The 25,751-nt window shown below is 71.6% G+C and carries 20 protein-coding genes; 4 read left to right on the plus strand and 16 right to left on the minus strand.

Annotated features, from left to right (window positions below):
* Nucleotides 1-69: 69 nt before the first annotated feature.
* The 5 genes from AB0I21_RS03345 to AB0I21_RS03365 all read right to left on the minus strand — a co-directional run bounded on the left by AB0I21_RS03345 (nucleotide 70) and on the right by AB0I21_RS03365 (nucleotide 6,206).
* Nucleotides 70-1,347: a nitric oxide synthase oxygenase gene (locus AB0I21_RS03345; protein WP_360558705.1), complete on the minus strand. Its 1,278-nt coding sequence runs from the start codon at nucleotides 1,345-1,347 to the stop codon at nucleotides 70-72.
* Between the two features lie 191 nt (nucleotides 1,348-1,538).
* Complete coding sequence (locus AB0I21_RS03350; protein ID WP_360558707.1) at nucleotides 1,539-2,546, minus strand: ABC transporter permease; 1,008 nt, start codon at nucleotides 2,544-2,546, stop codon at nucleotides 1,539-1,541.
* Entirely contained in the window at nucleotides 2,543-3,508 is a 966-nt protein-coding gene (locus tag AB0I21_RS03355; protein ID WP_360558708.1) for an ABC transporter permease, read from the minus strand. The genes AB0I21_RS03350 and AB0I21_RS03355 overlap by 4 nt, the downstream gene beginning before the upstream one ends.
* Nucleotides 3,505-5,031, minus strand: coding sequence for a sugar ABC transporter ATP-binding protein (locus AB0I21_RS03360; RefSeq protein ID WP_360558710.1), 1,527 nt, complete (start codon nucleotides 5,029-5,031; stop codon nucleotides 3,505-3,507). Before AB0I21_RS03360 ends, AB0I21_RS03355 begins: the two co-directional genes overlap by 4 nt.
* Before the next feature lie 89 nt (nucleotides 5,032-5,120).
* Nucleotides 5,121-6,206 carry an ABC transporter substrate-binding protein gene (locus AB0I21_RS03365; RefSeq protein ID WP_360558711.1) on the minus strand — a complete coding sequence of 362 codons (1,086 nt, stop codon included), beginning with the start codon at nucleotides 6,204-6,206 and terminating at the stop codon, nucleotides 5,121-5,123.
* A gap of 252 nt (nucleotides 6,207-6,458) precedes the next feature.
* Between AB0I21_RS03365 and AB0I21_RS03370 the strand changes: the two genes are divergently transcribed.
* Nucleotides 6,459-8,561: an NPCBM/NEW2 domain-containing protein gene (locus tag AB0I21_RS03370; RefSeq protein ID WP_360558712.1), complete on the plus strand. Its 2,103-nt coding sequence runs from the start codon at nucleotides 6,459-6,461 to the stop codon at nucleotides 8,559-8,561.
* A 1-nt stretch (nucleotide 8,562) separates the two neighbouring features.
* Here AB0I21_RS03370 and galK read toward each other — a convergent pair whose 3' ends face one another.
* The 5 genes from galK to AB0I21_RS03395 all read right to left on the minus strand — a co-directional run bounded on the left by galK (nucleotide 8,563) and on the right by AB0I21_RS03395 (nucleotide 14,708).
* Nucleotides 8,563-9,684 carry a galactokinase gene (galK, locus tag AB0I21_RS03375; RefSeq protein ID WP_360558713.1) on the minus strand — a complete coding sequence of 374 codons (1,122 nt, stop codon included), beginning with the start codon at nucleotides 9,682-9,684 and terminating at the stop codon, nucleotides 8,563-8,565.
* Entirely contained in the window at nucleotides 9,681-10,751 is a 1,071-nt protein-coding gene (galT, locus tag AB0I21_RS03380) for a galactose-1-phosphate uridylyltransferase (protein WP_360558715.1), read from the minus strand. Before galT ends, galK begins: the two co-directional genes overlap by 4 nt.
* Nucleotides 10,752-10,771: 20 nt before the next feature.
* Nucleotides 10,772-11,551 (minus strand): DeoR/GlpR family DNA-binding transcription regulator, encoded by a 780-nt coding sequence (locus tag AB0I21_RS03385; protein WP_033362424.1) that lies wholly within the window; start codon nucleotides 11,549-11,551, stop codon nucleotides 10,772-10,774.
* A gap of 241 nt (nucleotides 11,552-11,792) precedes the next feature.
* Nucleotides 11,793-13,955, minus strand: coding sequence for an ATP-dependent DNA helicase (locus tag AB0I21_RS03390; RefSeq protein ID WP_360558717.1), 2,163 nt, complete (start codon nucleotides 13,953-13,955; stop codon nucleotides 11,793-11,795).
* 102 nt (nucleotides 13,956-14,057) lie between these two features.
* Nucleotides 14,058-14,708 carry a DedA family protein gene (locus tag AB0I21_RS03395; protein ID WP_360558718.1) on the minus strand — a complete coding sequence of 217 codons (651 nt, stop codon included), beginning with the start codon at nucleotides 14,706-14,708 and terminating at the stop codon, nucleotides 14,058-14,060.
* Nucleotides 14,709-14,825: 117 nt separating this feature from the next.
* Here AB0I21_RS03395 and AB0I21_RS03400 point away from each other — a divergent pair, with 117 nt between their 5' ends.
* Nucleotides 14,826-15,824, plus strand: a complete 999-nt coding sequence (locus tag AB0I21_RS03400; protein WP_360558955.1) for a saccharopine dehydrogenase NADP-binding domain-containing protein — start codon at nucleotides 14,826-14,828, stop codon at nucleotides 15,822-15,824.
* A 632-nt stretch (nucleotides 15,825-16,456) separates the two neighbouring features.
* Here AB0I21_RS03400 and AB0I21_RS03405 read toward each other — a convergent pair.
* Together AB0I21_RS03405 and AB0I21_RS03410 are read right to left on the minus strand one after the other, a co-directional pair.
* Nucleotides 16,457-17,983, minus strand: coding sequence for an alpha/beta hydrolase (locus AB0I21_RS03405; protein ID WP_360558720.1), 1,527 nt, complete (start codon nucleotides 17,981-17,983; stop codon nucleotides 16,457-16,459).
* A gap of 160 nt (nucleotides 17,984-18,143) precedes the next feature.
* Nucleotides 18,144-18,473: a hypothetical protein gene (locus AB0I21_RS03410; protein ID WP_360558722.1), complete on the minus strand. Its 330-nt coding sequence runs from the start codon at nucleotides 18,471-18,473 to the stop codon at nucleotides 18,144-18,146.
* 317 nt (nucleotides 18,474-18,790) lie between these two features.
* On the opposite strand from AB0I21_RS03410, the gene AB0I21_RS03415 reads away from it, so the two are divergent.
* Together AB0I21_RS03415 and AB0I21_RS03420 are read left to right on the plus strand one after the other, a co-directional pair.
* On the plus strand, nucleotides 18,791-19,282 hold the full coding sequence (locus tag AB0I21_RS03415) for a DUF3145 domain-containing protein (protein ID WP_344506148.1): 492 nt from the start codon (nucleotides 18,791-18,793) through the stop codon (nucleotides 19,280-19,282).
* Between the two features lie 252 nt (nucleotides 19,283-19,534).
* Nucleotides 19,535-21,220 carry a glycoside hydrolase family 3 N-terminal domain-containing protein gene (locus tag AB0I21_RS03420; RefSeq protein WP_360558957.1) on the plus strand — a complete coding sequence of 562 codons (1,686 nt, stop codon included), beginning with the start codon at nucleotides 19,535-19,537 and terminating at the stop codon, nucleotides 21,218-21,220.
* 586 nt (nucleotides 21,221-21,806) lie between these two features.
* Here the strand turns inward: AB0I21_RS03420 and fabF are convergent.
* From fabF to AB0I21_RS03440, 4 genes are all read right to left on the minus strand, one after another.
* Nucleotides 21,807-23,024, minus strand: a complete 1,218-nt coding sequence (gene fabF / locus AB0I21_RS03425) for a beta-ketoacyl-ACP synthase II (protein ID WP_360558724.1) — start codon at nucleotides 23,022-23,024, stop codon at nucleotides 21,807-21,809.
* Between the two features lie 105 nt (nucleotides 23,025-23,129).
* On the minus strand, nucleotides 23,130-23,375 hold the full coding sequence (locus AB0I21_RS03430; RefSeq protein ID WP_033362432.1) for an acyl carrier protein: 246 nt from the start codon (nucleotides 23,373-23,375) through the stop codon (nucleotides 23,130-23,132).
* Between the two features lie 73 nt (nucleotides 23,376-23,448).
* A complete protein-coding gene (locus tag AB0I21_RS03435; RefSeq protein WP_360558727.1) occupies nucleotides 23,449-24,402 on the minus strand; it encodes a beta-ketoacyl-ACP synthase III in 954 nt (317 codons plus the stop codon).
* The gene (locus tag AB0I21_RS03440; protein WP_360558729.1) at nucleotides 24,399-25,559 is read right to left on the minus strand and encodes an acyltransferase domain-containing protein; all 1,161 of its coding nucleotides are present in this window, start codon (nucleotides 25,557-25,559) and stop codon (nucleotides 24,399-24,401) included. Before AB0I21_RS03440 ends, AB0I21_RS03435 begins: the two co-directional genes overlap by 4 nt.
* Nucleotides 25,560-25,751: the final 192 nt, after the last annotated feature.

A 25,751-nucleotide genomic window follows, 5' to 3' on the forward strand; every position in this document is an offset into this window, starting at 1 on the left:
TCCTGGCCCTCTGTTGCGGAGGGTACCTGGCCGACGTTGCTCGCCATGTGACGTGTGGGGGTGTGGGGGTCAGGGGCGGTGGAAGAGGCGGCCGAACCAGCTGCGGGGTTCGGTGGGGGTGGCGGGTGGGGTGGGTTCGTGGAACGGGCATGAGGGTGGGGCTTCAGCAGGCTCGGCGGTGTTCGGGGAGCGGCCGCGGCGGCCGAGGTCGCGGGCCTCGGAGTCCAGGTAGAAGGCGGGTCGCTGGTCGGCCTCGTGGTAGTAGCGGTGGAAGACGCCGGTGGTGGAGCCGCTCATCGGGGGGACGATCCAGGACCAGTCGGCGGGGACCTCGCGGCCGGCGCGTTCCTCGCTGGCGATGTGGGCGAGGAAGCGCTCCGACTCGGAGTGGTGGTCGCTGATGCGGGCGCCCGCCTGGTCGAAGGACCACAGGACGGCGCGGTTGAGTTCGAGGAGGGCGCCGTCGCGCCAGAGGGAGCGTTCGGTGCTGGTGTCCAGGCCCATCCGTTCGGCGATGACCGGCAGCAGGTTGTAGCGGTCGGGGTCGGCGAGGTTGCGGGCGCCGATCTCGGTGCCCATGTACCAGCCGTTGAAGGGGGCCAGGGGGTAGTCGACGCCTCCGATGGTGAGGCGCATGTTGGCGATCGCCGGGACGGCGTGCCAGCGCAGGCCCAGCTCGGCGAACCAGCGCAGCGTCGGGTGCTCGATCGGCACCTCCCAGACCGCGTGCTCGGGCAGGTCGTACAGGTTGACGTCGCCGCCGGGGCCCTCGATGGCGAGGGGGAGCACGTCGAAGGGGTTGTCCGGTTTGCCCCGCCAGCCGTACTGCTGCAGGGTCTCGGTGAACTGGGTGTTGCGCGGGTCGCCGGTGATCAGGCCGTCGGGCTCGCGGTGGCCGGCGTACCGGATGAGCTGCTCGTTCCACAGCCGGGCGGAGGCGCGGCCGGGGACGTGCTGCGCGAAGACGGAGATCACGGGGCGGATCACGTTGCGTTCGCGCTGGCCGGCGAGGCGCAGGTGGCGGACGAGCTCCTCGAAGATCTCGTCGGGGGCGCCGACCTTGCGCAGGTCGCGCACGACGAGGCTGCGCCAGTAGAGCCGGCCGATGCAGCGGCTCGCGTTGCGCCACGCCACCCGGCAGCCGAAGACCAGCTCGGCGTACGTGTGGGTGTACGTGCCCGTCTCGGCGATCTCGTCGACGACGCGGGCGAGGCGCTCCCGGACGTCGCCGCGCTGCGGGTTCTCCCGGTGGAACAGGTCGAGGAAGTCCTCGGCCTCGCGGGCATCCACGGGCTGCTGCGGATCCCACTCCTGACCTGGCATGTCGCGGTATCCAGGCACACTCATACTGGCCTCCCAACGCCGACGGGGGTCCCGACGCGGCAAGGAGTTCATGTTGTGTGCCGGGCCATCGTGAGAGTCGCACACCGTGTGCGCAACATGTCGGGCAGTCAGCAATGCAAGGTGCAAAACGGCATGGCACCCCGGCCGAAAGGACGACCGGGGTGCCATGCAGAACCGCTGTGCGGCGCGGGGCGCTAGCCTGACGCGACCCGCCGCAGCCGGGCCAGGTAGGTCTGCGCGACGACGACGAGCGCGATGAACGCCCCGCTGATCACCGTCTGCCACGCCGACGTGATCTTGCCGTCCTGGTTGATCAGGTTCTGGATCACCTGGAGCAGCAGGACGCCGGCGATCGTGCCGCCGAGGGTGCCGGCGCCGCCGGTCAGCAGGGTCCCGCCGACGACGACGGCGGCGATCGCGTCGAGCTCCATGCCGGTGCCCAGCACGGTGACGCCGGAGCCGAGCCGGGCCGCGTTGATCGTCCCGGCGAGGCCGGCGAGCAGCCCCGACAGGACGTAGACCTTGATCTGGGTGCCGCGGATCCGCACGCCCATCAGCCGGGCCGCGTCCTCGCTGCCGCCGAGGGCGTAGACGGACTGGCCGAAGCGGGTGCGGTACAGCGCGACCATGCCGATCACGAAGAGCACCACGACCAGGTAGACGGAGTATTTGATGCCGAGCAGCTCGCCCTTGCCGAAGTCCTTGAAGGCGCCGGGGTCCACGAGGTACGTGGTGCCGCCCTCGTCGGACAGGGCGAGCATGAGCCCCCGCGCGCCGAGCAGCCCGGCGAGCGTGACGATGAACGGCGCCAGCCTCGCGTACGCGATGACGAGCCCTTGCACGAGCCCGAACACCCCGCACGCGGCGAGCGGCACGGCGAACGCGGCGGCGACGCCGTACTGCGACGCCCACGCGGCGAGGACCCCGCCGAGCACGTAGAGGGAGCCGACGGACAGGTCGATCCCGCCGGTGATGATCACGAAGGTCATGCCGAGCGCGATGAGGGCCGCCGGCGCCGCCGAGACGAGGATGGTGGCGGCGTTGTCGAAGCTGCGGAAGTTGTCGTACGCGACGAGACCGACGACGAGCACGATGCCGAGGACGGCGAGGGCGCCCTGGCGCTGGACGAGCTCGACGATCCGCTCGGTGCGCAGCGAGGCCGCCTCGGCCTTCTCGAGCTGGGGTTCGGCGACGAGGGTCATCGGGTCCTCCGTTCGCGGGCCGTGTAGACCGCGACCAGGATGATGACCGCCTGGACCATCTGGGCGGTCGAGTCCTTCAGGTTGTTGGCGATCATCGTCGCGGTCAGCAGCTGCATGAGGAACGCGCCGGCGACGGTGCCGAGGACGCGGACCTTCCCGCCGGTCAGCGGCGTGCCGCCGACGACGACGGCGGTGATCGCGGACAGCTCGATGAGCAGGCCGATGCGGGACGCGTCGGCGGAGCCGATCCGGGACACCTGGATCACGCCGGCGACGGCGGCGAGGACCGCGGCGATCATGTACACGCCGACCAGGACCCGTTTGACGGGGACGCCGGCGAGCTGCGCGGCGGCCCGGTTGTCGCCGATGGCGAGCAGCCGCCGGCCGAACACGGTGCGCCGGACGACGAACCCGACGACGACGGCGAGGACGGCGGCGATCCACACGGTGTAGGGCACGCCGAGGAACGCGTCGGTGCCGATGGCGAGGAAGTCCTTGTCGCGGATGTCCTTGTACTTGCCGTTGGACACGACCAGGGCGACGCCGCGGCCGGCGACGAGCATGGCGAGGGTCGCCACGATCGGCTGGAGGCCGACGAACGCGACGAGGCCGCCGTTGATGAGCCCCACGATCACGCCGCCGACGAGGGCGAGCACGATCGCCGGGACCATCCCGTACCCGAGGTACAGCGGGATGAGGGCGGCGCCGAGCGCCATCACGGACCCGACCGACAGGTCGATGCCCTCGGTGCCGATGACGAGCGCCATGCCGAGCGCGACGATGACGACCGGCGTCACCTGGACCAGCTGGATGCGCAGGTTGTTCCAGGCGAGGAAGTTGTCGGTGTAGACGATGTTGAACAGCACCAGGGCGGCGAGGGCGACGTACACCCCGTACAGGGGCAGCAGCCGGCGGACCGTGGCGCTGTTGAACGACGAGGAGGAGGACACGGCGGTGGTCATGACGCCGCCGTCGCGATCACGTTCATCAGATGCTCCGTTGTCACTTCTTCGCCGCGCAGCATGCCGGCGACGGCGCCGTCGCGCAGCACGACCACACGGTCGGACCCCTCGATGAGCTCCTCGGCGTCGGAGGAGACCAGCACGACGCCGAGGCCTTCGGCGGCCAGCTCGTCGATGAGCGCCTGGACCTCCGCCTTCGCGCCGACGTCGATGCCGCGGGTGGGCTCGTCCAGCAGCAGGACCTTCGGGCCGGTCGCGAGGAGGCGGGCGAGGAGGACCTTCTGCTGGTTGCCGCCGGACAGGTCGCCGACGCGCTGGTGCGGGCCGGACGCCTTGACCCGCAGCCGGGTCATGAAGGTCTCGACGATCTTGTCGATCTTGCGCTCGGAGACGATGCCGGCGGTCGACAGGCGGGGCAGGACCGCGAGGGCGATGTTCTCCCGGATCGACAGCCCGAGGGCGAGGCCCTCGGCCTTGCGGTCCTCGGGCTGCACGGCGATGCCGGCCTTCAGGGCGGCGACCGGGTTGGGCCGGCGCACGACGGTGCCGTCGATCTCGACGGTGCCGCGGTCCAGCGGCAGCGCGCCGGCGACGGCCTTGATGGTCTCGCTGCGGCCGGCGCCGAGGAGCCCGCCGAGGCCGACGACCTCGCCGGGGAGCACCTCGAAGCTGACGCCGGTGAGCTTGTGCCGGCTGTTGAGGTCGGCGACCCGCAGCACGGGCTTGCTGTCGGCGGCCGCGTGCTCGCCGCCGAAGCTGGTGAAGCCTTCCTTGCGGACCTCGGACATGGGCCGGCCGAGCATGTGCGAGACGAGCTGCAGCCGGTCGAGGTCCTTGATGAGGCCGGTGTGCACGAGCTTGCCGTCGCGCAGGACGGTGACGCGGTCGCAGATGCGGTACAGCTCGTCGAGGCGGTGGCTGACGTAGATGATGCCGACGCCGCGCTCGTGGAGGCGCGCGATGACGCCGAAGAGGGTCTCGACCTCGCGGGGTTCGAGCGAGGAGGTCGGCTCGTCCATGACGACGACGCGGGCGTCGACCATGACGGCCCGGGCGAGGGCGACCATCTGCTGCGCGCCGAGCGCCATGAGGCCCAGCGGGCGGCGCACGTCGGAGGTGATGCCGTAGCCGGCGAGGATCTCGGCCGCCTCCCGGTTCATGCGGGAGACGTCGACGAGGCCGAGCCGGTTGCGGGGTTCCCGGCCGAGGAAGAGGTTCCGTGCCACGCTCATCAGCGGGACGAGGTTGACCTCCTGGTAGATCGTGGAGATGCCGGCCGCCTGCGCGTCGAGCGGGCCGTTGAACGTGACGGGCTGCCCCAGGTGCCGCAGGTCGCCGCCGTCGGGCTGGTAGACGCCGGTGAGGACCTTGATCAGGGTCGACTTGCCGGCCCCGTTCTCACCGACGAGGGCGTGCACCTCGCCGGCGCGCAGGGTGAACGAGACGTCGTCGAGGGCGCGCACCCCCGGGAACTGTTTGCTGACGCCTGCCACTTCGAGCAGCGGCGCGTCCGGAGCGGACATGCGAGAGGTCCCATCTGGAAGAAGGCCCAGGCCGGGATCATCCCCGACCTGGGCCATGCTGCGACAGTCAGCTGCGAACGGTCAGTGGGTCAGTACGCGAGGCCCAGGTCGGCCGCGGCGTTGGTGGAGTCGTACTCGCGGTCGGAGATGATGATGTTCTCCGCGATCTCCTCGCCGTTGAAGAACTTCGTGGCGGTGCCGAACGCGAGAGGGCCGAAGCGCGGGTTGGACTCGATGACCGAGTAGATCCAGCCGTCGACGATGCCCTGGACGGCGCCCTTGGTGCCGTCGATGGTGACGATCTTGACGTCGCCGGCCTTCTTGCTGGCGCCCTTCAGGGCCGTGATCGCGCCGAGCGCCATCTCGTCGTTCTCGGCGTAGATGCCGTTGATGTTGGGCTTGGACTGCAGCAGCTGCTCGGAGACCTTCTGGCCCTCCTCGCGGGAGAACTGGCCGGTCTGCTCGAACTCGATCTTGATGTTCGGGGCGATCTTCGCGATCTGGTCCTTGAAGCCCTGCGTCCGCAGCGTGGTCACGTTGTTACCGGGGGCGCCCAGCAGGATCGCGACGGTGCCGGTGTTGTTCAGCGCCTTGGCCATCTTGTCGGCGGCGCGCTTGCCCTGCTCGGCGAAGTCCGAACCGATGAACGTCAGGTAGTCCGTGCAGTGCTTCGCGTTGATCTTCCGGTCGATGGTGACGATCGGGATCTTCTTCGCGGACGCCTTCTGGAACACCGAGTCCCAGCCGTCGGAGTTGAGCGGCGCGATGACGAGCAGCTGCACGCCCTGGTCGATGAGGGTGCTGACGTCGGTGATCTGCTTGTCGAACTTCGAGTCGGCATTGGTCACCTTCAGGTTCGCGGCCGGGATGCCCAGCTTCGCCGCCTCGTCCTTGATGGACTGGGTCTCGGCGATGCGGAACGGGTTGGCCTCCTTCTCCGACTGGGAGAAGCCGATGGTGGCGGTCTTCAGGTCGACCTTCTGGCCGCCGAACTTCGTCAGCGTGCAGGTGGAGCCTCCGGCGGCGGCGGACTTCGTCGTCTGCACCGCGGCGGAGCTGTCGGCGGTGGTCTTCGCGGCCGGGTCGTCCTCGGACTTCGCGCAGCCGGTCAGCAGCAGGGCGGAGGCGCTGAGAACGGCCAGGGCGGGCCGCCAGCGGCCACGCAGATCGATCATGTCGGGTCACTCCCTTGAGCGAGGGGGACCGCGGCGCGAGGCACGCCGCGTTCGGGGTGTACCGCATTCACTCATCCTCCAACTTTTTCTGTCAAGACTTTCCACCCACCCGACCAAAACCAAACACCAACTGTCACATGTTCGAGACCTTGCCGAAGTTGTCCCGACACCGAGGCGATCGATCGTGTCCATTCGCGCCCGTGTATGCCACAATATTCAACACTTTCGATCTTACTCAACCTGGGAGCTGGGATGAACCGAAGTCCCCGGGCGCTGACGCGCGCCCTGACGGCCGCCGCCACGGCCCTGCTCGCATCAACAGTCATCACTTCGATCGCGACAAAACCGGCGTCCGCCACCGCCACCCCGCAGCCCGGTCCCGTCACCGCCCCCGTGATGGGGTGGAACAGCTGGAACCGGTTCGGCTGCAACATCGACGAGAACCTCATCAAGGCGACCGCCGACGCCATGGTGAGCACCGGGCTGAAGGCGTCCGGGTACACGTACGTCAACATCGACGACTGCTGGATGGCCTCGACCCGCGACGCCCAGGGCCGCCTGCGCCCCGACCCCGTCCGCTTCCCCGGCGGGATCGCCGCCATCGCCGACTACGTGCACGCCCGCGGGCTGAAGCTCGGCATCTACTCCTCGGCGGGCACCGCCACCTGCCAGGGCCTGCCGGCCAGCCTCGACCACGAGACCGTCGACGCGCAGACGTGGGCGTCCTGGGGGATCGACCTGCTCAAGTACGACAACTGCAACAACCAGGGCCGCCCCGCCGCGCAGCGGTACAAGGCGATGGGCGACGCGCTGAAGGCCACCGGCCGGCACATCGTCTACAGCATCTGCAACTGGGGCGACGACGCGCCGTGGGAGTTCGCGCCGAACACCGGCGGCAGCCTGTGGCGCACCACCGGCGACATCAACGCCAGCTGGGGCAGCATCACGTCGCTGCTGGACCAGCAGGCGGGCCTGGAGACGTTCGCGCGCAAGGGGTACTACAACGACCCCGACATGCTCGAGGTCGGCAACGGCCCGCTCACCACCGACGAGAACGTCGCGCACTTCTCGCTCTGGTCGCTGCTGTCCTCGCCGCTGCTGCTCGGCAACGACCTGCGCAGCGTCCCCGCGGCCACGCTCAACGTGCTGCGCAACGCCGACGTCATCGCCGTCAACCAGGACTGGGGCGGCTCACAGGGCCGCCGCATGGCCGACTTCGGCGACACCGAGGTGTGGGCGAAACCGATGAGCGACGGGTCGGTCGCGGCCGTGCTGTTCAACCGCGGCGGCGCCGCCGCCTCGATCAGCACCACGACCGCCGCCCTCGGCATCGGCGGCTCCAGCTCGTACACCACGAAGAACCTCTGGACCGGGGCGACCGGCACCACGTCGGGCACGCTCTCGGCGACCGTCCCGTCGCACGGCGTCGCGATGTTCCGGGTGACCCGCGCCGGCACCCTCGCGGCCGCACCCGCCGCCGGCACCCTCCAGGTGAGCGACCTGCCGTGGCTCGCCTCCAGCGGCGGCTGGGGCCCCGTCGAACGCGACCGCGCCAACGGTGAACAGGCCGCCGGCGACGGCGCCGCCCTGAACATCGGCGGGACCGCGTTCACCAAGGGCATCGGCGCGCACGCCGACGCCGCCGTCCACGTCTGGCTCGGCCGCGCCTGCCGCACGTTCACCGCCCAGGTCGGCGTCGACGCCGAGGCCGGCGCCAACGGTTCCGTGCGGTTCGCGGTGTACGGCGACGGCCGGCTCCTCGGGTACACGGGCGTGAAGACCGGCGGCCAGGCACCCACCAGGCTGACCGTGTCCACCGGCGGCTACCTGACGCTGGAGCTGCGCGCCACCGACGCCCGCAACGGCATCAGCTACGACCACGCCGACTGGGGCGCACCCACGCTCGTGTGCGGCGGCAGCGGCGCCGGGACGGCCGTCAGCGACCGCGCCTGGGGCACCGCCACCAACGGCTGGGGGCCGGCGGAGCGCGACGCCTCCAACGGCGAGCAGGCCGCCGGCGACGGCAGCGTCATCACCGTCGGCGGGGTCAGCTACCCGAAGGGCGTCGGCGTCCACGCCGCCGCCGACGTCACCGTGCCCCTCGGCGGCGCGTGCAGCCGGTTCACCGCCGTCGCCGGCCTCGACGCGGAGGTCGGCACGTCCTCGACCGGGGTGGTGTTCAGCGTCGTCGCCGACGGCGTCACGCTGTGGACCAGCCCGACCGTGACCGCGGCGGCACCCGTCGCCGTCGACGTGGCCGTCAGCGGGCGCACCAACCTGCGGCTCGTGACCGCGGGGGCCGGTTCGATCGACTACGACCACGCCGACTGGGCCGACGCCCGGCTGACGTGCTGACTCACCCGCTGAGGCTGTAGGTGCCCTGACCGGGCGTCACCACGAAGGTGTCGGGAGGCGTGAAACCGTTCGCGGCGAACGCCTCCCGCACCGCCGTCTCCACCGCGTCGCAGCACTCCTCGTCGACCAGCGCCAGGACACAGCCGCCGAAACCGCCGCCGGTCATCCGGGCGCCGTGCGCGCCGTGCTCGAGCGCCACCCGCACCGCGGTGTCGACCTGCGGCACCGTGATCTCGTAGTCGTCGCGCATCGACTCGTGCGACGCCGTCATCAGCGGACCCGCCGCGCGCAGGTCACCGGCGCGCAGCACGTCGACCGTGTCCAGGACCCGCTGGTTCTCCGTCACCACGTGCCGGACCCGGCGGCGCATGGTCTCGTCGTCGAGCTTCGCCAGGGCGTCGGGCAGCCCGTCGACGTCGACGTCGCGCAGCGCCGTGACCCCCAGGATCGCCGCCGCCTCCTCACACGCCCGGCGGCGGGCCGCGTACTCGCCGTCGACGTGCGCGTGCGGCGCCTTGCTGTCCACCACCAGGATCTTCAGACCGGCGCCGGCGAGGTCGAACGGCACCTGCTCCGTCGCCAGGGACCGGCAGTCCAGGAACAGGGCGTGACCCTCCCGGCACAGCGTCGACGCGGCCTGGTCCATGATGCCGGTCGGGGCGCCCACGTACTCGTTCTCGGCGCGCTGCGCGATCCGCGGCCGGTCCCGCATCGGCACGTCCGCGCCGGCCAGGTCCACCAGCACGGCCATGACGGCGCACTCCAGGGCCGCCGACGAGGACAGGCCCGCACCGAACGGCACGTCGGAGGCGACGCTCAGGCGCGCGCCCGGCACGTCGACCCCCGCCTCCCGCAGCGCCCACACGACGGCCGCCACGTAGGACGCCCAGCCTTCCACCTTGTGCTGCAGATCGAAGGTCACCGTCTCGCCGGTCTGCTCCGACGTGACCTCCCAACGCTGCTCCGGCAGGAGGCTGCCGCTCACCGCGGTCGCGTGGGGGAGGGCGAAGGGCAGCACGAAGCCGTCGTTGTAGTCGGTGTGCTCGCCGATGAGGTTCACCCGCCCCGGGCTCACCCAGAGACTCTGAGCGGGTCCGTCGAGGCGTTCCGCGGCCGTCGTCACAGCTGGACCTCCCGCAGCATCGCGGCGGCCTGCTCCGGCCGCACGTCGTTGACGAACACACCCATGCCGGACTCGGACCCGGCGAGGTACTTGAGCTTGCCCGGCGCCCGCCGGGTGCTGAACAGCTGCAGGTGCAGGTAGGCCAGGTGCCGGTCGACCCGGACCGGCGCCTGGTGCCACGCCGAGATGTACGGCATCTGCAGCCCGAACATGCCGTCGAGGCGCCGCAGCACCTCCAGGTAGATCGGGGCGAACGTGTCGCGCTCCGACGGGGTCAGCGCCGGGATGTCGGGGACCTGCCGGTGCGGGTACAGGTGGACCTCGAACGGCCACCGCGCGACCGCCGGCACGAACGCCGTCCAGTGCATGTTCTGCGCGACGACCCGCGACCCGTCGGCGCGCTCGGCCGCCAGCACGTCGGCGAACAGGTTGCCCTCGTGCGCCCGCGCCGACTCCAGCATCCGGCGGGTGCGCGGCGTGACGAACGGGTACGCGTAGATCTGCCCGTGCGGGTGCGGCAGTGTCACGCCGATCTCGGTGCCCCGGTTCTCGAAGCAGAAGACCTGCTCGACGTCGTCGCGGGTCGACAGGTCGGCGGTGCGGTCCGCCCACGCCTCCATCACGGTGCGGACCCGGGCCTGCGACAGCGACGCGAACGACGCGTTGTGGTCGGAGGTGAAGCACACGACCTCGCAACGGCCCGCGCCCGGCCGGGTCGGCACCAGCCCCGGCAGGATGTCGCCCTGCTCCGGCCCGACCCGGTGGCTGAACGACGGGAACCGGTTCTCGAACACGACCACGTCGTACTCGCTCGCCGGGATCTCGCTCTGCCACGCCGGCGACGACGGGCACAGCGGGCACTCGTCCGACGGCGGATGGAACGTCCTGGACTGCCGGTGCGCGGCGATGGCCACCCACTCATCGAGGATGGGGTCGTGACGCATCTCTGACGCGGCGGGCGGGGGCGGCAGCTCCCGCAGGTCGACGGCGTCCCTGGACGCGTCGTCGCGTTCGTCGAAGTAGATGAGTTCCCGACCGTCGGCGAGGTGGGTGACCGTGCGCTTCACTCGTTCTCCAGTTGGGGTGGCTAACCGTTCGGATCGACCACGATGAGTTCACCGACGCGCTCAGCGAGCTGCACCCGTGCCTCGGCGGGAAGCCCGACGTCGGTGATGAGGATGTCCGCCTCGTCGAGCGGGGTGATGGTGGCGATGCCGACCATCTCCCACTTGGTGTGGTCGGCGAGCACGACCAGCCTGCGGGCGGCGGAGACCATCAGGCGGTTGGTGCCGGCCTCCATGAGGTTCGGCGTGGTGAAACCGGTGCGCGGGCTCATGCCGTGCACACCGAGGAACAGCACGTCGACGTTGAGGGAGCCGATCGCCGCCTCGGCGACCGGGCCGGCGAGGGCGTCGGACGGGGTGCGGATACCGCCGGTGAGCACGACCGTCTGGTCGGGCCTGCCGGCGTGGTACAGGGTGTCGGCGACCGGGATCGAGTTCGTGACGATGGTCAGTCCCGGGACATCGACCAGGTGCGCGGCGAGCGCCGCCGTGGTGGTGCCGGCGGACAGCGCCACCGCCGTGTGGGGTTCGATGAGCTTGGCGGCCCGCTCGACGATCGCGGCCTTCTCGTTGCGCTGACGCACCGACTTGGCGTCGAAGCCGGGCTCCTCGGTGGATCCGGGGCCGGCGATGGTGGCACCGCCGTGCACCTTGTCGACCAGGCCGCGGTCGGCCAGTGCCTCGAGGTCGCGGCGGATGGTCATGTCGGATACGCCGAACTGGCGCACCAACTGGCTCACCCGAACGCCACCGTGCCGGCGCACCAGATCCAGAATGGCCGTTTGACGTTGCTGTGCGAGCATCACGCCGTTCCCTTCGCAGGCGCAGCGGCTGGCGCGGCTGCGCGGATGGCAAATCCCATCGCAGATTCCAACGCAGACGTTACGTCGCCAGGGACGGTGTGCACCCCGGCGGCCCGGCCGAAACTGACGGCCGGGTGGACACCCCCTTGAAGGGCGGCAAGGTGCGCTCGCATGCGCTACAGCTTCGAACCTAGCCGACCAGAAGTCAACAAACTCGAACAGAGAACTGTGCGAACGATGTTCAGAAGGGTGTGGTTCCTACCGTGGTCAAACGTTGGGTGGCCCGGGACAACGCCACGTAGAGCGTCCTGAACCCGGTCTTCGCCTCGTCCCTGATCTGCGCCGGCTCGACCACCAGGACCGCGTCGTACTCCATGCCCTTCGAGTCCAGCGCACCCACCGTCTGCAGCCGCTCGTCCAACCCCGCGACCCACTTGGCGACCTCGTCGCGGCGGGCCGTCGGCGTGATCACCCCGACCGTGCCCTCGACCTGGTCCAGGAGCGTCTGGGCGGCCGCCCTGGTCGCCGCCTCCAGCTCCGGTGCCGTCACGGTCGTCAGTACGGGCTTCTCGTTCGAGGAGCGCACTGCCGTCGGCAGCTCGATGTCCGGCTGCGCCTTGCGGATGACCCGCGCCGCCACCTCGAAGATCTCCGCCGAGTTGCGGTAGTTCGTGGTCAGCGTGAACGCCGACCGGCGCCGGGTGCCGATCGCGCCGTCCATCGCACGCTCCGCCTCCGCCGCGTCGTCCCACGCCGCCTGCGCCGGGTCGCCGACGATCGTCCACGTCGCGTTCGGCCCGCGCCGGCCGATCATCCGCCACTGCATCGGCGACACGTCCTGCGACTCGTCGACGATGATGTGCGCGTAGTCGCGGTAGTCCGCCGGACGCTCCACCGCCTGCGCCCGCGCCGCCGCCATCCGGTCCGCGTACGTGGTGACCTCCCGGACCCCCTCCGCGACATGGAACGGATCCCGCGCCACCCGCTTGCGCACCGGCGGATCGCCGAGCAGCTCCTGCAGCTCGTCCAGCAGCGCCACGTCCTCCACCGACGGGTCGTCAGGCCGGATCGACCCGGCGAGGACAGCGATCTCCCGGTTGCTCAACACCCCGTTCGCCCACCGCGACAACCGGTGACGGTCCGTGAGCCAGCCGAGCACCTCCGCCGGCCGCAGCACCGGCCACCAGCCCCGCATGAACGTTACGAACTCGGGCCGCTCCGCGATGTCCGGCGCGAACTCCTCCCGCTTCTGCTGCCGGCCCGACGGCAGCAGCTCCACGCTCTGCCGCCACAACGCGTCGAGCACGTGCCCGGCCGCCTTCGCCCGCGCGGCGTTGCGGCGCACCCCCAGGTTCAGCACCGTGCGACGCAGCTCGTCGAGCGCCGGACGCTCCAGGACCAGCAGCTCCCCGCGGTACAACAGCCGAATCCGATCGGGCGAGTCCGGCACCGGGCCGCGGGCGGCACGGCTCAGCACCCGCTGCATGCGCAGCGAACCCTTGATCGCGGCCACCTCCGGCGGCTCGTGCCGGGTGCCCTGGACCCCCTCGAGCAGCTGCCCCAGCGACCGCAGCGACGCGGTGTCCTCACCGAGCGACGGCAGCACCCGCGACACGTACCCGACGAACACGTCCGACGGGCCGACGACGAGCACCCCGCCCGACTCGTACCGGTTACGGTCCGCATACAGCAGGTACGCGGCGCGGTGCAGGGCGACCGCCGTCTTGCCCGTGCCGGGCCCGCCACGGACGATCGTCACACCCAGGCTGGGGGAGCGGATCGCGTCGTCCTGCTCCCGCTGGATCGTCGCGACGATGTCCTTCATGCCGGTGCCCGTCGCGCGCGACAGGTTCGCCAGCAGCGCCCCGTCGCCGATCACCGCCATGTCGCTCGGCGCCGCCTCCGGATCCAGCAGGTCGTCCTCGATGCTGACGACCTTCTCATTGCTGCTGCGGATGCTGCGCCGCCGCACGACCCCCATCCGGTCGGCGGGGGTGGCCCGGTAGAACGGCGCCGCCGCGGGTGCCCGCCAGTCGACCACGAGCGACTCGTACGTCTCGTCGCGCAGCCCCAACCGGCCGATGTAACGCACCTCACCGCCGGGCACGACCGGGTCCGCGGACGCGGCGTCCTTGCCGTCGCCGGACCGGCCGTCCGGGCCGAGGTCCAGGCGGCCGAAGACGAGACCGTCGTGCTCGCTCTCCAGGGCGCGGCGGCGCTTCGCGGCGTGATACACCATCGCGTCGCGCTCCACCAGCGCGCCGAAGTTGCCGACCCTGGCGAGGCTGTAACCCTCGCGCTCGACCTCGGCCGCACTGATCCGCAGCTGGTCGAGGCGGGTGTAGACCCGGTCAAGGTAAGCCTGCTCGGCGGCGATCTCCGACTCGCGAACCGCGTCGTTCAACGCCCCACCCCTATGCACCGGGTTAAAAACAACCCTACGAGCCTACTGCGCCGCCGCTCCGGCGGAGCGGTCGCGGGGGCTGCTTGGGGGGCTTCTCGCGCTTTACGGGGCGGTGGCGGGGGTCTTCTCGGCTTCCTCGCGCAGGGCCCGGGCCTCCGCGGCTGCCTTGCGGCGCAGGTACCACGTCGTGGCGAGACCGGCGACGACCGCGACCGCGAGCGCGATCCAGGAGAAGTCCTTCAGCCACTTCTCCGCCACCCGGCCCACCGAGTAGATCGCGAACACCGTGCCGAACGCCCAGGTCAGACCACCCAGCGCATTGGCGACGAGAAACTTGCCATACGGCACCCGCAGCGCACCGGCCAGCGGACCGGCGAGGATGCGCAGCAGCGCGATGAACCGGCCGAAGAACACCGCCCACACGCCCCACCGCTGGAACGCCCGCTCGGCCTTCGCCAGGTGCGTGGGCCCGAAATGCTTCGGGAACCGCCGGCCGACCCGCTCGAGCAGGTGCCGCCCGCCCCGCCGGCCGATGAAGTAGCCGATCGAGTCACCGATGATCGCCCCCGCCGACGCCGACCCGGCCACCATCCACGGGTCGATCTTCGTCGTGACGGACAGCAACGACGCCGTGACGAGCGTGATCTCGCCCGGCACCGGGATCCCCATGCTCTCGATCCCGATCACGCCGCCGACCAGCAGGTAGACCCAGATCGGCGACAGCGTCGCCATCCATGTCTCGATGTGATGCACAGTCGCCTCCCCGCGGTCGCCCCGCTGGCTATTGTCGCGCCTTCGTGCTGTGCGTTCGCTGTGGCTCCACCTTTGCCGCGGCCTCCACCTTCTCATACGGTGGCGACCGTGACATGGATGGTGTACGGCGCCAACGGTTACAGTGGGTCACTACTTGCCCGGCTCGCGGCCGCCCGCGGCGAGCGCCCCGTGCTTGCCGGCCGCTCCACCGCCGTGGCCGGCATCGCGGAGCCGCTCGGCCTGCCGCACCGGTCGTTCCCGCTCACCGCACCCGACCTGTCCGGCGTCAGCGCGGTCGTCAACTGCGCCGGCCCGTTCGCCGCCACCGCCCGCCCCCTCGTCGAGGCCTGCCTCGCCGCCGGCGTGCACTACCTCGACATCACCGGCGAGCTCGACGTCTTCGACTGGATGCTCGCCCAGTCACCCCGCGCCGCGGCCGCCGGCGTGGTCCTGCTCACGGGCGCCGGCTTCGACGTCGTCCCCACCGACTGCCTCGCCGCGATGCTCACCGCCGCCATGCCCGGCGCCGTGCGGCTGGAGCTCGCCTTCGACGCCCCGGGCGGCCTCAGCCGCGGCACCGCCCGCACCAGCCTCGCCGAGGCCGCGTCCGGCGCCCGCCGCCGGGTGGACGGCCGCCTCGTCGAGACCCCGTTCGGCACCCCCTCCCGCACCGTCCCCTTCCCGTCAGGCCCACGCCCCGTCGGCGCCACCCGCTGGGGCGACCTCGTGACCGCCTACCACTCGACCGGCGTGCCCGACATCACCGTGTACATGCGGCTGCCCCGCAACGCCGCGTCGCCGCTCGTGCGGCTGCTCCGGCTCGCCCCGCTGCGCGCGGTCGCCCGAGCCCTGATCCCCGCCGGCGGCCCCTCCGAGACCCGCCGCGCGACAACCGGCTGCGAGGTCTGGGGCGAAGTGACAGACGCGTCCGGCGCCACCCTCACCGCGACCTTGACCGGCCCCAACGCCTACGCCCTGACCGCCGACGCCTCCCTCCGCGCCGTCCAGGCGGTCCTCGCCGGCGGCATCCCCCCAGGCACACACACCCCGGCGACCGCACTGGGCCCTGCCTTCGTACAAACCCTGGACGGCGTGGCCGTCACCCCACCCCACTGACCCACTGACCGGCCCTGTGACGGCGGGGGTACTGTGGGTGCTGCGCCGACAAGAAATTTGTTCGGCTGTGCTACGGTCGGATGAGCCGGTCGCGCCGCCGGGGTCGAACTCCAGGCACTCCTCGGAGCGGACCTCGCGTCAACGCCGGTCGCCTTCGCCGTCGACGTGGCCTTTGCTGCAGCGCCGCTCGCCCCCGCGCACGGGCCCGCGGCACCGGGGCGTCGCACCATCGGGGTGTCGCAGCACCGGGGTGTCGCACGGGCTCGTGCGCATCGCTGTCGCGGTGCACGGGGCTTCGGCGGTGGATGGGTCGGCCGTGGGCGGTGAAGGCCACGTCGACGTCGACGGCGACCGGCGTTACATGGGTCCGCGTCGCTGCGGTGTACGGGTCGCTGCGGCGGCGGTGCGTGGTCGGCTGCGGCGGTGCATGGGTCCGCGTCGCTTGCGACGGCGTCCGGGTCGGCGTCGCTGCGGCGGTGCACGCGTCCGCGCAGCTGCTGCTGCGCCATCGATGTGCCTTGCCCGCGCCGTCGTTGTGCGCCGCTGCCGCGCCATCGATGTGCTTTGCCGGCGCCGTCGTTGAGCCTTGCCTGTGCCGCCGGGCCGCCGTCGCGCTGCCTCCGGGTCGGTCGTCAAACCGCCGTCGCGCTGGTCTCGTGGTCGCCGGTGCCGGTCTCGGTGGCCGTGGGAGGGGACGGCGGGGGCTCGGTGGCTGCGGGAGGGGACGGCGGGGGCTCGGCGGGTGCGGGAGTGGACGGTAGAGGGGCGGAGGTCGTCTTCGCGGCGGGTGTGGTTGCGGTCGGCGCGGGGGCGGCCGGCTCCGCGGCCGTGGTCGTGCCGCTCGTGACGTCGACGGTTGTGGCAGGCGTGACCTTGACGGCCGTCACCGCTGAGGTTGCGACAGCCGTGACCTCGACGGTCTTGCGCGCTGTGGGTGCGGTGGGCGTGACCTTGACGGGTTTGCGGGCCGAGGGTGCGGTGGGCGTGGCCGCGGCGGTCTTGCGGGCAGAAGTTGCGGCAGGTGTGACCTTGACGGTCTTGGGGGCCGGGGTCGGGGTGGGTGTGACCTTGACGGTCTTGCGGGCAGAAGTTGCAGTAGGCGTGACCTTGACGGTGCTGCGCGCCGGGGTTGCGGTGGGTGTGACCTTGACGGTTGTGTGCGTGGGGTTTGCGGTTGGTGGGAGCTTGACGGGCTTGGGGGGTGGGGTTGCGGCACGGGGGCGGTGGCGGGCCATGCGGATGGTGTTCGCGGCGCGGCGGATCACGTCGGCGATGGCGTCGGTGACGGCGTCGGGGCGTTCGATGGGCAGCATGTGGCCGGCGTCGTCGCAGGTGATCAGCTCGGCGTCGGGGAGTTCGCGCGTGATCGTCTCGGCGCAGGCGGGGGGTGTCAGCCGGTCCAGGGTGCCGACCAGGACCGCGACCGGCAGGCCGCGCATCGCGGCCAGGGTCTCCACGCGGTGGTGGAGGTCGACCGAGGGGCGGAAGCCGCCGATCGCGCACAGGGGGGCGTTGCCGACCATCGAGGCGGTCAGGGCCACCCAGGACGTGTCGACGCGGTCGCCGAAGACGAGCCAGCGGACGCCGGGGGACAGCAGGGGCATCAGGCGGCGGTGGGGGCGCCAGGCGCCGGAGCGGGCGAGCAGGCCGGCGCCCTGGATCTCGAGGATCCGCATGACGCGGGCGAGGCGGGGGCTCAGGCCGTAGCTGGTGCGGGACGAGCCCTCCGCGGACGTCGAGATGAGGACCACGCCGACGACGCGGGCGGCGAAGGCCTTGGCGTGGCGTTGGGCGTACTCCATGATCGCCATGCCGCCGAGGGAGTGGCCGACGAGGACGACGGGGCCTTCGGGCACCAGCTGGGTCACGACCTCGGCCAGGTCGTCGCCGAGCTGTTCGAGGGTCGCGTCGGTGCCGGAGGTCGCGGAGGAGCGGCCGTGGCCGCGCAGGTCGAAGGCGAGCAGCTGGACGGGCCTCGTCGTGAACGTGGCGAGGCGGGCCGGGAGATCGGCGATCTGCTGCCGCCAGAGGCGGTTGTCGAGCGTCCAGCCGTGCAGGAGGACCACCGTGACCGGGGTCCGTGCCGCACCGTGCGCCGCCGGAGCGGGGTCAGGCGTGTGCAGCACGCTGTGCAGGCGGGCGCCGTCCGGGAGCCTCACACTGGGGGATGAGACGACGGTACCCATGAACCATTGTTACCCGGAAGTACGTCGAACTACCCCGGCGATCTTCGGGAGCATTTCAGGAGTGATGGAGTGACACGGCCGCCGCCCGGGACCCGGGCGGCGGCCGTGTGGAAGAGCTGTGCGGAGGAAGCGATCAGGCGGCTTCGAACACGCCCGCGTCGACGAGGCGCTGCTCGGTCGCGTCCCAGCCGTGGCCGGGGTGGGCGGTGTTGAGGGCCTGCAGCTCGACGCGCACCTTGGTCGCGTGGCCGGCGCCGGCCAGCACGCGGATCTCCTCGATGAACGCGTCGGACGAGGTCGCCAGGCGGTTGGTCTTGCCGTTGGTCAGGTTGCGCACGTAGACGTGCTTGCCGCCGTTGAGCGGGATGAGGTACTTGAACTCACCCAGCACGCTCAGCGCACCGGCTGCGCCCTGGCCTGCGCGGACTGAGGCCCGCGCGGTCTTTGAGGTGTTGGTCGCCACGGCGGGAACTCCTTGTCGAGGCTGTAACTACGGAAGGTCGTGCTGTACTACCCAAGGGGCCGCGAACCGCGAAGATCGCAGACTGCTGCCCAGGAAGACAGCAAAACTGTAACACCCGCCGGGTCCGGCCCAAAAAAGTGAGTTACCTGGTGGAGGCTCCACCCGTTGGACATTTCGTAGGACCCGAGTTGCCGATTCTCTGGCGCACCGAGAGCATCATCGTCATCATGAGTCCCACAAGCACATAGCTACAGGGCAGACCGTGCCGGGTTCGAGGTCGTAGGGGAAGACGCACCTCGGTCTCCGGGAGGTTGTACGTGCCCACGCGTGGCGTCATATATGTCCACTCGTCACCGCTCGCCGTGTCGTCACACGTCGAGTGGGCGATCGCACGCGTCCTCGGAGCGCCGGTCAGACTCGAGTGGACGCCGCAGCCTGTCGAGCCGTCGGCTCGCCGGGCGCAGTGCTCTTGGTCCGGCATGTCCGGCACCGGGGGCGAGCTGGCGGCTGCCCTGCGGCAGTGGCCCATGATCCGTTTCGAGGTGACGGAGGAGCCGAGCAACGGCGTCGACGGCGAGCGGTTCATGCACGTGCCGGGGCGCGGGCTGTTCCACGGCTCCACGAGTGCCAACGGCGACATCGTCCTGTCCGAGGACCGCCTCCGCAGCCTGATCGCGACGTCTCGGGGGTACGAGACGCTCGCCCACGCCATGGAGAAGGCCCTCGGCGGCCCGTGGGACGCGGAGCTGGAGCCCTACCGGCACGCGGCCGACGGCGTCCCCATGACGCTGCTCACCCGCGTCGGCTGATCGAGGCCCGGCGCGCTGAGCGAACCACGGCGCGCTGAGCGAACCACGGCGCGCCGAGCGAACCACGGCGCGCCGAGCGAACCACGGCGCGCCGAGCGGCGGCGACCTGAGCGACGCGGCGAGCGGCGAGCCGAGAGCGGCGAGCCGAGACGGGACCCGGGTGATCTGAAGAACAACCCGGGTCGGGTGAAGATGCAGACAGCGTGAGTTGCACGTGCATGGTTGAGTGGCACGGTGCCGCGTCTGGAATCCATGTCCCGCCTGCTCGTGCCCGTGACGGCCGTCGCCGTCCTAGTGAGCGGGTGCTCCGACGGGAAACCGGGCTCGCCGGCGCCGTCCGCCACGGCGCAGGACTCGGCGGTCAAGCCCGGCGGCGACCCGGCGAAGCAGGCCGCGGACCTGGTGGCCAAGCTGTCCGACGAGGAGCTGGTCGGGCAGCTGCTGATGCCGTACGCGTACGGCAACAACGCCGACAAGGTGTCGTCCGGCTCGGTGTCGGCCAACAAGGCGTACGCGGGCGCCGCGACCCCGGCGGAGATCGTCAAGAAGTACCACCTCGGCGGGATCATCCTGGTGTCCAGCAGCGCCGACGACCCGACCGCCGGCACCAACAAGACCACCAACGTCGAGTCGCCGGCGCAGGTCACGAAGCTCACCGCCGGCCTGCAGGCCGCCGCGCTCAGCCTGCCCGCGAAGATCCCGCTGCTCATCGGCACGGATCAGGAGTACGGCCAGGTCACCCGCATCCGCGAGGGCATGGTGCAGCTGCCCAGCGCCCTCGCCCTCGGCGCGGGCGGCGACCCGGCGCTGACGGAGGCCGCGTGGAAGGCCGCGGGCACCGAGCTCGCCGCCATCGGGATCAACCTCGACTTCGCCCCCGACGCCGACGTGCTCGGCACGCAGCCGGGCGGGGTGATCGGGTCCAGGTCGTTCGGCAGCGACCCGAAGCTCGTCGCCGCCCAGGTGTCCGCCGCGGTCAAGGGCCTGCAGGCGGCGGGTGTCGCCGCGACGGTGAAGCACTTCCCGGGGCACGGCCACACCACCGTCGACAGTCACAGCAGCCTGCCCGTCCTCGGCCAGAGCGCCGGGGCGCTGGAGTCCGGTGACCTGCCGCCGTTCGTGGCCGCGGCGCAGGCCGACGTCGGGCTCGTCATGTCGGGACACCTGGACGTCAAGTCGGTGGATCCGGGTGTACCGGCGTCCTTCTCCAGCAAGGTGCTCATCGACCTGCTGCGGACGAGACTCGGCTACACCGGGGTCGTGGTCACCGATGCGCTGAACATGGAGCCCGCTGAGCAGTGGGGGCCGGGCGAGGCCGCGGTACGGGCCGTCCTGGCCGGCAACGACATCCTGCTGATGCCGCCGAAGCTGACGGAGGCGTACAAGGGCCTCCTCGACGCGGTGCGCTCCGGCCGGATCACGAAGCAGCGCCTCACCGAGGCCGCGACCCGCATCCTGACGCTCAAGTTCCGGCTCGCCGCGGTGCCGCGCCCCGAGGCGTCCGTCGTCGACGGCGACGCCGGCAAGGCGGCGGCCCGGGCGAGCGCCGCCGCGGCCGTCACGGTCCTGCGCGGCCCCTGTACGGGTGCGCTCGTCACCGGACCGGTCCGGGTCACCAGCGCCGGCAGCGAGACGGCCCGCGGCTGGCTGGAGGCGGCGCTGACCGCGGCGGGCGCGACCGTGGTGAAGCAGGGCGGCTCGGAGGTCCGGCTGCTCGGGTACGGCAAGGGCACCTCCGACCTGTCCTCGTCGGCGGCGGTGACGGTGGCGGTGGACACCCCGTACGTGCTGCGCTCGGCGAAGGGGACCCTGGTCGCGACCTACTCCTCGACGCAGGCGTCGATGCTGGCCCTCGCCGACGTCCTGGTCGGCAAGGCGAAGGCCCCGGGCCGCTCCCCGGTGCCGGTGCAGGGCCTGCCGGCAAGCGCCTGCAGCTGACGGGGTGCCGGTGCAGGGTCTGCCGGTGAGCGTCTGCAGCTGACGCGAACCGGCCACTGGCGCCGGTTGGCCCGCGCCCGCTCGCACCCTCCCCGACATAACCGAAATTTCGGATATGTTCGCGCAGCGGACATATCCGGGGAGAGCCGTCGGTGTGCGCGATGCGGCTCCTGTACGGGCGAAGCCGGAGAACTTCGCGCGGCGGACAAGCCCGGGGAAGCTGTGGTGCGCACGATGCGGCGCCCGTGTGCGCGGAGCCGGGAACTTCGCACAGCAGACATGCCCGGGAAGCCGTGGTACGCGCGATGCGTCCGGATGCGCGAAGCCGGGAACTCCTCGCAGCGGACATGTCCGGGCTGCCGTAGTACGCGCGGTGCGTCCGGATGCGCGGAGCCGGGAACTCCTCGCAGCGGACACGTCCCGGGAGCCGTGGCACGCGCGATGCGTCCGAATGCGCGGAGCCGGGAACTCCTCGCAGCGGACACGTCCCGGGAGCCGTGGCACGCGCGATGCGTCCGGATGCGCGGAGCCGGGAGACGAGAAAGGACCGGAGGCCCGCTGGCCCCCGGTCCGATCAGGCGAAACTTCAGGCGCGGGCGAAGACCAGCGCCGCGTTGTGGCCGCCGAAGCCGAATGAGTTGTTCAGCGCCGCCGGGATGTCCAGGTGGCGGGCCTTGTGCGCGGCCACCTCCAGGTCGAGGCCCTCGTCGGGGTCGTCGAGGTTGATGGTCGGCGGGACCACCCCGTGGTAGATCGCGAGGATCGTCGCGATCGACTCGACCGCGCCGGCCGCGCCGAGCAGGTGCCCGGTCATCGACTTGGTGGACGTGAGCAGCGGGTGGTCGCCGAGCGCCCGGTGCAGCGCCTTGATCTCCGCCAGGTCGCCGACGGGCGTCGAGGTGGCGTGCGCGTTGACGTGGACGACGTCGGACTTGGCGATCCCGGCGTCGCGGAGCGCGAAGTCGATGGCGCGGACGGCACCGTCGCCCTCGGGGTGCGGCTGGACGATGTCGTAGCCGTCGGAGGTGAGGCCCGAGCCGGCGAGCCGGGCGTAGATGCGGGCGCCGCGGGCGCGGGCGTGGTCGGCGCGCTCCAGGACGATGACGCCGGCGCCCTCGCCGAGCACGAACCCGTCGCGGCCCTTGTCCCACGGGCGGGACGCGCGCTCGGGCTCGTCGTTGCGGATCGACATGGCGCGCATCGAGGCGAACCCGGCCATCGGCAGCGGGTGGATCACGGCCTCGGTGCCGCCGGCGACCACGACGTCGGCGCGGCCGAGGCGGATCAGGTCCAGGCCGTGCGCGATGGCCTCGGCGCCGGTGGCGCAGGCGCTGGCGACGCAGTGCACGCCGGCCTGCGCGCCGAGCTCCAGGCCGACCCAGGCGGCGGGGCCGTTGGGCATGAGCATCGGGACGGTGTGCGGCGACACCTTGCGCGGCCCGCTGGCCTCCAGGATGTCGTCCTGGGCGAGCAGGGTCTGCGCGCCGCCGATGCCGGAGCCGACGCTGACGGCGAGCCGCAGCTTGTCGACCTCGGGGGCGCCGGCGTCGGCCCACGCCTCGCGGGCGGCGATGATCGCGGTCATCTCGGACCGGTCCAGGCGGCGGGCCTGCACCCGGTCGATGACCGTGCTGGGCTCCACGGCCAGCTGCGCGGCGATCCGCACGGTCAGCTGCGCGGCCCAGTCCTCGGTCAGCGCCGACACGCCCGACTTCCCGGCGAGCATGGCGTCCCAGGTGGATGCGACATCCCCGCCCAGGGGCGTGGTGGCCCCGAGTCCGGTGACGACGACCTCAACACTCACAGCACTACACCTCTCTGGCTGACCCACATGAGGGCTGACCTTCTTGACGCGGTCTCGGGCAGGTCCGGGGTGACCGTCCACGACCCGAGACCGCGGCAACGGCTCTCAGGCCTGCGACTTCACGATGTACGACACGGCGTCACCGACGGTCTTGAGGTTCGGCACCTCGTCATCCGGGATCTTCACGCCGAACTTCTCCTCCGCCGCCACCACGACCTCGACCATCGACAGCGAGTCGACGTCCAGGTCGTCGGTGAACGACTTGTCCTCGGCGACGTCGTCGGGGTTGACCCCGGCGACCTCTTCGAGGATTTCGGCGAGACCGCCGGCGATCTCTTCACGGGTGGACATAGAGCTTTCCTTCCTTGGGTTGACGCAGCACCGACCTGAAGTCGAACGCTGGCGAAACAAAAGCTGGCGTGCCTCAGGGGCAGCGGACGACCTGGCCCGCGTACGTCAGGCCGCCGCCGAAGCCGAACAGCAGCACCGGCGCGCCGGAGGGTACCTCACGCCGTTCGATGGCTTTCGACAGCGCGAGGGGGATGCTCGCCGCCGACGTGTTGCCGGACTCGACGAGGTCCTTGAGGATGATCGCGTTGGGCAGGTCGAGCCGCTTGACGATGCCGTCGATGATCCGGGTGTTGGCCTGGTGCGCGACGAACGCGGCGATGTCCTTGCCCTGCACACCCGCCCGGTCGAGGGCGGCCTGCGCAAACGGGGCGATGGCCGTGGTGGCCCACCGGAAGACCGACTGGCCCTCCTGCTTGATGTAGGGGCGCCAGCCCTCGATCTTCAGCACGTCGCCCTTCTCGGGCGCGGAGCCCCACACGACCGGTCCGACGCCGGTCGGCTCGTCGCCGTAGGTGGCGGTGACGACCGCGGCGCCGGCGCCGTCGCCGAAGAGCACGGCGGTCGTGCGGTCGGTCCAGTCGACGACGTCGGAGAGCTTCTCCGCGCCGATGACGAGGGTGTTGCGGCTGGCCCCGGCGCGGATCGCGTGGTCGGCGCTCGCGAGGCCGTAGCAGAAGCCCGAGCAGGCGGTGTTCAGGTCGTACGCGGCGGGCGCCAGGATGCCGAGCTTCGCCGCGACCCGGGTCGCCACGTTGGGGCAGCGGTCGACCGAGCTGCAGGTCGCGACGATCACCTGGTCGATGTCGGCGGCGGTGAGCCCGGACGCGGCGAGGGCCTTCCCGGCGGCGGCGGTCGCCATGTCGGCGACGGTCTCCGCGCCGGCGACGCGGCGCTCGGCGATGCCGACCCGGTCGCGGATCCACGCGTCGTTGGTCTCGATCACCTTGGACAGGTCGTCGTTGGTGACCACCTGCGACGGCTGGTAGTGCCCGAACGCGAGGATCTTCGACCCGGTCGGCTGGTTCATAGCTTGTCTCCAATGCGAGCGAGCGGCTGGCCGGGCGCGACCGGGTCATCGAGGGTGACGAGCCATTCGGCGAGCACACCGGCGCCGTGGGTGGTGACGTCGACCGGGCCCTGCGGGGTCTGCACCGTGCCGATGCGCTGCCCGCCGCCGACCTCGGCGCCCTCGGCCAGGTCCTCGGCGGGGGTGAACGTGCCTGCCGCCGTCGCCAGGACCACGTTGCCCTGCGGGTGCGGCTCGAGGACCGGCGCGCTGCCGTGGCGGGTGATCACGTCACGGGCGGCGGTCAGGTCGTCGGGCGTGTGGACGGTGACGATCTCGATGCCCTTGATGGTCCGTTTGACGAGCCCGGCGAGGGTGCCGGCGGGGGCCAGCTCGATCACGGCGGTGACGCCGAGGTCGGCGAGGGCGGTCATGCACAGGTCCCAGCGCACCGGCGCGGTCACCTGCTTGACGAGCCGCTGCAGCATGCTCGGGCCGTGCTCGACGACGGCGCCGTCCCGGTTGGACAGCAGCAGCTTCGCCGGGGCGGCGGTGGGGACGCCGGCCGCGATCGCGGCGAGGGCCTCCTCGGCCGGTGCCATGTAGGGGGTGTGGAACGCGCCGGCGACCTGCAGCGTGATGATCCGCGTGCGGGCGGGCGGCGCGGCGGCGAGCTTCTCCAGGCCGGCGAGGGAACCGGCGGCGACGACCTGGCCGGCGCCGTTGCGGTTGGCCGGGTAGAGGCCGGCCGCCTCGATGGCGGCGATGACCTCGTCGGGGTCGCCGCCGAGGACCGCGCTCATGCCGGTCGGCTCCAGCGCGCACGCGGCGGCCATCTCCCGGCCGCGGACGGCGGCGAGGGTGACGGCGGCCTCGGGGCTGAGCACCCCGGCCAGCGACGCGGCGGCGAGCTCGCCGACGCTGTGCCCGGCGACGATCGTGGTGTCGTACATCGGCAGCTGCTCCGCGGCGAGCAGTGCCGCGGCGACGAGCAGGGGCTGGGTCTTCGCGGTGTCCTTGATCTCGTCCGCGTCGGCCTCCGTGCCGAGGTGGACCAGGTCGACGCCCGCGAGGACGGACCACCAGCGCAGGCGGGCCTCGGCGCCGGGCAGCGCGAGCCACGGTGTCAGGAAGCCGGGTTTCTGGGAGCCTTGCCCTGGGGCGAGTACGGCGAGCACGTCTATGACTTTTCCGGATTTCCGTCAATCGCGCGGGTAGCGCGACGCACCAAAGTGAACCAGGTCGTTTGTAGGAACCCTACAAGAGTTTGCGTGGTGTTGCCCCAACAGATCCACGCCGTCACCCACCGCAACGCTCTGTTCACCTGTCCTGCGACGTGCGTCACGTGGCGCTGCGACGTGCGTCACGCG

This window comes from Dactylosporangium sp. NPDC050588, assembly GCF_040654975.1.
Classification (GTDB): Bacteria; Actinomycetota; Actinomycetes; order Mycobacteriales; family Micromonosporaceae; genus Dactylosporangium; species Dactylosporangium maewongense.

What these genes read in the sequence shown, in the direction of transcription:
- AB0I21_RS03345 (WP_360558705.1), bottom strand. Translation starts at nt 1,347, where the DNA reads ATGAGTGTGCCTGGATACCGCGACATGCCAGGTCAGGAGTGGGATCCG.
- AB0I21_RS03430 (WP_033362432.1), bottom strand. Translation starts at nt 23,375, where the DNA reads ATGTCCACCCGTGAAGAGATCGCCGGCGGTCTCGCCGAAATCCTCGAA.
- AB0I21_RS03350 (WP_360558707.1), bottom strand. Translation starts at nt 2,546, where the DNA reads ATGACCCTCGTCGCCGAACCCCAGCTCGAGAAGGCCGAGGCGGCCTCG.
- AB0I21_RS03420 (WP_360558957.1), top strand. Translation starts at nt 19,535, where the DNA reads ATGTCCCGCCTGCTCGTGCCCGTGACGGCCGTCGCCGTCCTAGTGAGC.
- AB0I21_RS03365 (WP_360558711.1), bottom strand. Translation starts at nt 6,206, where the DNA reads ATGATCGATCTGCGTGGCCGCTGGCGGCCCGCCCTGGCCGTTCTCAGC.
- AB0I21_RS03355 (WP_360558708.1), bottom strand. Translation starts at nt 3,508, where the DNA reads ATGACCACCGCCGTGTCCTCCTCCTCGTCGTTCAACAGCGCCACGGTC.
- AB0I21_RS03435 (WP_360558727.1), bottom strand. Translation starts at nt 24,402, where the DNA reads ATGAACCAGCCGACCGGGTCGAAGATCCTCGCGTTCGGGCACTACCAG.
- AB0I21_RS03400 (WP_360558955.1), top strand. Translation starts at nt 14,826, where the DNA reads ATGGTGTACGGCGCCAACGGTTACAGTGGGTCACTACTTGCCCGGCTC.
- AB0I21_RS03385 (WP_033362424.1), bottom strand. Translation starts at nt 11,551, where the DNA reads ATGCTCGCACAGCAACGTCAAACGGCCATTCTGGATCTGGTGCGCCGG.
- AB0I21_RS03360 (WP_360558710.1), bottom strand. Translation starts at nt 5,031, where the DNA reads ATGTCCGCTCCGGACGCGCCGCTGCTCGAAGTGGCAGGCGTCAGCAAA.
- AB0I21_RS03370 (WP_360558712.1), top strand. Translation starts at nt 6,459, where the DNA reads ATGAACCGAAGTCCCCGGGCGCTGACGCGCGCCCTGACGGCCGCCGCC.